Origin of the sequence: Microbacterium sp. (assembly GCF_030149085.1) — a bacterium.
Classification (GTDB): Bacteria; Actinomycetota; Actinomycetes; order Actinomycetales; family Microbacteriaceae; genus Microbacterium.
In genome coordinates this window covers 1-5289 of the sequence record NZ_JASBSF010000296.1, presented here as the reverse complement: position 1 = coordinate 5289, position 5289 = coordinate 1, and the positions used below count along the sequence as shown (strand labels likewise).

At 65.3% G+C, this 5289-nt stretch carries 6 protein-coding genes; 1 reads left to right on the top strand and 5 read right to left on the bottom strand.

Annotated features, from left to right (window positions below; genetic code table 11):
- The 5 genes from Q1V87_RS12320 to Q1V87_RS12300 all read right to left on the bottom strand — a co-directional run.
- The coding region (locus Q1V87_RS12320; RefSeq protein WP_300593305.1) for a DNA topoisomerase IB at positions 1-880 on the bottom strand (880 nt) is incomplete at its 3' end.
- 34 nt (positions 881-914) lie between these two features.
- A complete protein-coding gene (locus Q1V87_RS12315) occupies positions 915-1700 on the bottom strand; it encodes an ABC transporter permease (RefSeq protein ID WP_300593307.1) in 786 nt (261 codons plus the stop codon).
- A gap of 14 nt (positions 1701-1714) precedes the next feature.
- On the bottom strand, positions 1715-2626 hold the full coding sequence (locus Q1V87_RS12310; RefSeq protein WP_300593302.1) for an ABC transporter permease: 912 nt from the start codon (positions 2624-2626) through the stop codon (positions 1715-1717).
- 2 nt (positions 2627-2628) lie between these two features.
- A complete protein-coding gene (locus Q1V87_RS12305) occupies positions 2629-3774 on the bottom strand; it encodes an ABC transporter ATP-binding protein (RefSeq protein ID WP_300593299.1) in 1146 nt (381 codons plus the stop codon).
- 6 nt (positions 3775-3780) lie between these two features.
- Positions 3781-5022: a spermidine/putrescine ABC transporter substrate-binding protein gene (locus tag Q1V87_RS12300; protein WP_300593296.1), complete on the bottom strand. Its 1242-nt coding sequence runs from the start codon at positions 5020-5022 to the stop codon at positions 3781-3783.
- Between the two features lie 27 nt (positions 5023-5049).
- Between Q1V87_RS12300 and Q1V87_RS12295 the strand changes: the two genes are divergently transcribed.
- On the top strand, positions 5050-5289 hold a 240-nt coding region (locus Q1V87_RS12295), incomplete at its 3' end, for a hypothetical protein (protein ID WP_300593293.1).

Here is a 5289-nt window from a genome sequence, read left to right as displayed (position 1 = left end):
GATCCACGTAACTGCTCCGAGCGATAGCGGGGGTGTTCCCGAGCACGAACGCGGCATCGCGCATCGCCGCAGCGACAATCCTCGCCCGACGCGACGGCGAATCAACCGGTCCCGCCTTCGCCAGGCTCAACGCGGCCGCGGCAGTGCCATGGAGGGTGCGAAAGTCCTTCGCTGTGAAGTCGCCGCCCGTGCGTCGGCGGATGTCGGCATTGATCTCCTCCGGATGCAGCGGGTGCACCTCCCCGTCGCCGTCGCGCCACGCCAGCAGCCGCGCCCGTCCGCCGCGGCGCTTCAGCGCCCGCACCACGGCAGCAAGGTCGGGGTCGGTCAGCTCCGACTCCCACGGCTGACCGCTCTTACCGGGAAAGCGCAGTTCGACGCGCTCACGGTCGTGGACGCTCGCGTGCGCGCACAGCAGCGTGCACAGGCCATAGCTGCCGTGGACGTCGGCATAGCACTCCGAACCGACCCGCAGGCTCCCGGTGTCGAGCATCCGGAATGCCGCTGCCAGCACACGGGAGCGCCCCAGTCCGTCCGAACGCAGATCGAGCGTCACCGTGCGCCTGGCGCCCGGGAGCGTTTCGGCGAGCTCCAGCATCCGTTCGAACTTCACCCGATCCTGACGCTCGCGCCACGCCTCGTGATACAGGTACTGGCGCCTGCCCGCGTCGTCGACGCCCGTCGCCTGGATATGGCCGTGAGGGTGAGGTGAGATCCAGACCTCGTTCCATGCGGGTGGAATCGCGAGGGCCGAGATCCGCTCGCGGGTGTCCTCATCGGTGATTGCCGCACCCGATTCGTCAACGTAGGCGAATCCGCGTCCGCGACGCACCCGCCGCAAGCCCGGTTCTGTGGTGCGACTGCGGCGAAGGCGGGGCATGCGTTCACGCTACGCCCCGCCCAGACCCTCAGGGTCAGCGGCCCCGTCGAACCGCCGCACGACGTGCGTTCACGATCCCGTACGCGAGCGTGCCGATGATCGCGAGCAGGAACACCGCCGACGCGATCACGTTCGCCTGCGGCGGGATGCCGCGCTGGGCAGCAACGTAGATGTAGACCGGGAAGGTCTGCACCGAGCCCGACGTGAAGTACGTGATGATGAAGTCGTCGAAGCTGAGGCTGAACGACAGCAGCGCCGCGGCGATGATTCCGGGGAGCAGCAGAGGGAATGTGATGCGCCAGAACACCTGCCGGGGGGAGCCGTAGAGGTCTCGACCGGCCTCCTCGATCGACGGATCGAGCGAGAGTGCGCGGGCCCGCACCGTGACCACGACGAAGCTCAGACAGAACATCGTGTGAGCCAGGATGATGGTACCGAGGCCCTTCGCAACGCCCATCGTCAGGAACTGCGCGGCAAGTCCTGCACCGATGACGACCTCGGGGGTTGCCATCGGCAGGAACAGCAGCAGGCTGATCGAGCCGCGGGCCTTGAACCGGTAGCGCACCAGCGCGAGCGCGATCATCGTGCCGAGGGTCGTGGCGATGATCGTGGCAACGAGTCCGACCAGGATGCTGTTGCCGAACGCGACACACACTTCGGGCTGCTCGCAGACGGTGAGCCAGTTCTCGATCGTGAACCCGTTCCACGTGATGTTGGTGCGGGTCGTCTCGTTGAACGAGAACAGGAAGGTGTAGGCGATCGGGATGAGCAGCAGCACGAAGGCGGCGATGACGTAGATGCCGAGGATTCGGGACCGCACGGTCCATTGCGTCTTCACAGGAGGTCATCCGTTCCCGTGCGCCGCACGTAGCTGCCGACGATGATCAGGATGACGGCCATGAGCAGGATGCTGAGGGCCGCCGCCTGTGGGTAGTTCACCGTGATGAGGAACTTCGACTGGATGACGTTTCCGATCATCGTCGTGGACGGACTACCGAGGAAGGCTTGGCTGGCGTTGACGTAGTCGCCGGTTGCCGGGATGAAGGTCAGCAGCGTCCCCGACACGACACCGGGGAGCGACAGAGGGAACGTCACCCGCCAGAACGTCTGGCCCGGTGTTGCATACAGGTCGGAGCTCGCCTCGAGCAGGCGCGTGTCGAGCCGGTCGAGCGAGGCGAACAGCGGCAGCGTCATGAACGGGATGAAGTTGTAGGTCAGACCGAAGACGACGGCGAATCCGGTGCCGGTGATGTGATCTTGCGGCCCGAAGAGCCCGATCGTCTGCAGGAATCCGACCACCGGTCCCTCGTCTGCGAACAACGCCTTCCAGGCGAGGGTCCGCAGCAGGAACGAGATGAAGAACGGCGCGATCACCAGCACCAGCAGCAGGTTGCGGATGAGCGGTCTGTCGCGCAGCACGACGCCGATGAAGTACGCGATCGGATAGCTGATCAGCAGCGCGAAGAGGGTGGCCAACAGTGCGTACCAGAACGAGCGCAGGAACTGCGGCCAGTACTCCGCGATGACGTCGACGTAGTTCTGCCAGTTGAACGCGTAGTAGAACGCGCCGTATTGGGATGTGTCGTTGACGCCGAACGAGGTGATGAGCAGCGACACGAACGGGACGAGGAAGAACAGCGCGAGGTACGCCAGCCCCGGCAGCAGCAGCGCGAACGCCACCCAGCTGGCGCGACGCTGCGGCGACGCCTTCTTGGTATCGGCGACAGCCAGCGCCGACATCGCCATGGCTAGGAGTCCTCGCTGTCGGCGATGGCCTCGGCGGCTCCGACCTGGGCGTCGGCATCCAGCCCGAACGTGTGCTCGGGGCGCCACCGCACCCAGACTTCGCTTCCCACCGAGAACACCGAGCCGAACACCATGTTCTGCTCGAACACCCCGACGGGTCCGATTCCCGGCATCTCGACGGTGTACTGCGTGCTCACACCGGTGAACGAGAGGTCGGTGATGCGTCCGGGACCGAGGACGTTGTCATCGGTGGTGGGAGCCTCGGCGACGAGCATCAGTTTCTCGGGACGAACACCCACCGTGATCGGGCCGGATGTCGCGACGGCGCGCTCAATCGGCATCCGGAGTGTGCCCCCTGCCGCAGTGCGCGCGACGAGGTTCCCGCCGGCGGTCGACTCCACAGTGGCGGGGATGAGGTTCGACTGCCCGAGGAAGCTCGCGACGAAACCGGTGCGCGGGAGTTCGTACAGTTCCTGCGGCGGGCCCATCTGCTCGATGCGCCCGTGGTTCATGACGGCCACGGTGTCGGCCATCGTCATGGCCTCCTCCTGGTCGTGTGTCACGTGCAGGAAGGTGATCCCGACCTCGTCCTGAATCGTCTTCAGTTCGGACTGCATCTGCCGACGCAGCTTCAGATCGAGCGCGCCGAGGGGCTCATCCAGCAGCAGCAGTGCCGGTCGGTTGACGACAGCCCGCGCGAGCGCGACGCGCTGCTGTTGACCACCCGACAGCTGCGAAGGCTTACGCCCCGCGACATGATCGAGTTCGACGAGCTTGAGCGCGTCGAGGGCGCGGCTTGAGGCATCCGTCACCTTGCGTCGGCGAAGACCGAACTCGACGTTCTCTTGCACCGTCATGTGCGGGAAGAGCGCGTAGCTCTGGAAGACCGTGTTCACGGGACGCTTGTGCGGCGGCACGGATGTCACGTCCTTGCCGCCGATCGAAATCGATCCCGCGGTGGGTCGCTCGAGGCCCGCGACGATGCGCAGGGTCGTCGTCTTGCCGCAGCCCGACGGGCCGAGCAGGGCGAAGAACGAGCCCGCCGGAATCACCAGGTCCAGATCGTGCAGAGCGGTGAAGCCGGGGAAGGTCTTACGGATGCCGCGGAGCTCGAGGTCGGCACCGGCCTCGGGTGTCGTAGCGCTCATGCGGGATCAGGCGCCGAGTCCGACGGCTTCGAACTCTGCGTTGTACTTCTCCTGCTCCTGGTTGCTGAGCGCCCGGAAGATGTACGCGTTCGCGAGCGTCGCCTCGTCGGGGAAGATGAGTTGGTTCTCGACCATCTCGGGGTCGATGTCGGCCATCGCTTCCTGTGCTCCGACGACGGGGGTGATGTAGTTCACCCAGGCGGCAACCTCGGCGGCGACCTCGGGCTGGTAGTAGTAGTCGATCAACGTCTCGACGTTGGTCTTCTGCTGCGAGCCGATCGGGATCATGAAGTTATCGCTCCAGAGGGTCCCGCCCGAGTCGGGGACGGCGAAGCCGAACTTGTCGTAGCCGACCTCCGCGTTGATCGCGGTGATGTCGCCCGACCACACGATCGCGGCGAGCGTGTCTTCGTTGATGAGGTCGTCGGCGTACGAGTTGCCCTTGATGTTGCGGATCTGGCCGTCTGAGACCTGCTGCGCGAACACATCAATCGCGTTCTGGAACTCGGTGTCGCCCCACGAGTCCGACGAAATGTCGACACCCTGGCTGAGCATGATGAGGCCGATCGTGTCGCGCATCTCGCTGAGCACGCCGACGCGACCCTTCAGGTCGGGGTTCCACAGGTCTTCGATGGATGCAAGACCGTTCGGGAGCTTCTCGGTGTTCCAGGCGAGCCCCGCAAATCCCGACTGCCAGGGCACCGAGTTGGCGCGGCCGGGGTCGAAGCTCGGGTTCATCAGGCTCGGGTTGAGGTTCGCGTAGACGTTGGCCATCTTGGCCTTGTCGAAGGCCTGCGTGTAGCCGGACGCGATCCAGATGTTGGCCATCCAGTCGGTGAGGCAGACCGTGTCGGCGCCGATACCCTGACCGAGCGCGAGCTGGTCGCGGACCTTCGCGAAGTAGGTGTTGTTGTCGTCGATCGAGACGTCGTAGTTGACGGTCAGCCCGGTCTGTTCTTCGAAGGCCTGCAGCGTGGGGTGGTTGCCCTCGTCATCCTCGTCGAGGTAGAACGACCAGTTCGCCCAGGTCAGGGTCTTGACGCTCGACGAGAGGTCTTCGGGGGCGGTCAGCGCTGAGCCGCCCGTGGAGTCCGAGCCACCCACGCGGCCGGTGCAGGCCGCGAGGAATCCCATGAGCGAGAGGGCGCCGGCCCCGGCGAGCACGCCGCGACGGGAGATCTGCGCGGCGCGTGCCTGCGAGATCAGCGCTCGGATCATCGGATCGGAGGGGAGTGGACGGTCGGGCATAGTCGGTCACCTCAATCAGCTCAATTCGTGCTGTGCACGGATTGTCAGCGATCGTGCCATGACCTCACCCAAGGCGGCAAGCGTTTTCCGCAGCCCGAAACAAACTTGATACAGGAATCTGTCGTTTCGAGTAACCTGCGCGACGGTTTCACGCACGAAAGCTGCGGATTCCGACTTGGCCGGAATCCGCAGCTTTCGAATCCGCTACAGGAGTCCCGCGGCGCGGGTGAGAACGTCGCGCAGGATCTGCTCGAGCTCGTCGAACTC

Coding starts and splice junctions, on each gene's coding strand:
- Q1V87_RS12310 (WP_300593302.1), bottom strand. CDS start 2,626: ATGGCGATGTCGGCGCTGGCTGTCGCCGATACCAAGAAGGCGTCGCCG.
- Q1V87_RS12305 (WP_300593299.1), bottom strand. CDS start 3,774: ATGAGCGCTACGACACCCGAGGCCGGTGCCGACCTCGAGCTCCGCGGC.
- Q1V87_RS12300 (WP_300593296.1), bottom strand. CDS start 5,022: ATGCCCGACCGTCCACTCCCCTCCGATCCGATGATCCGAGCGCTGATC.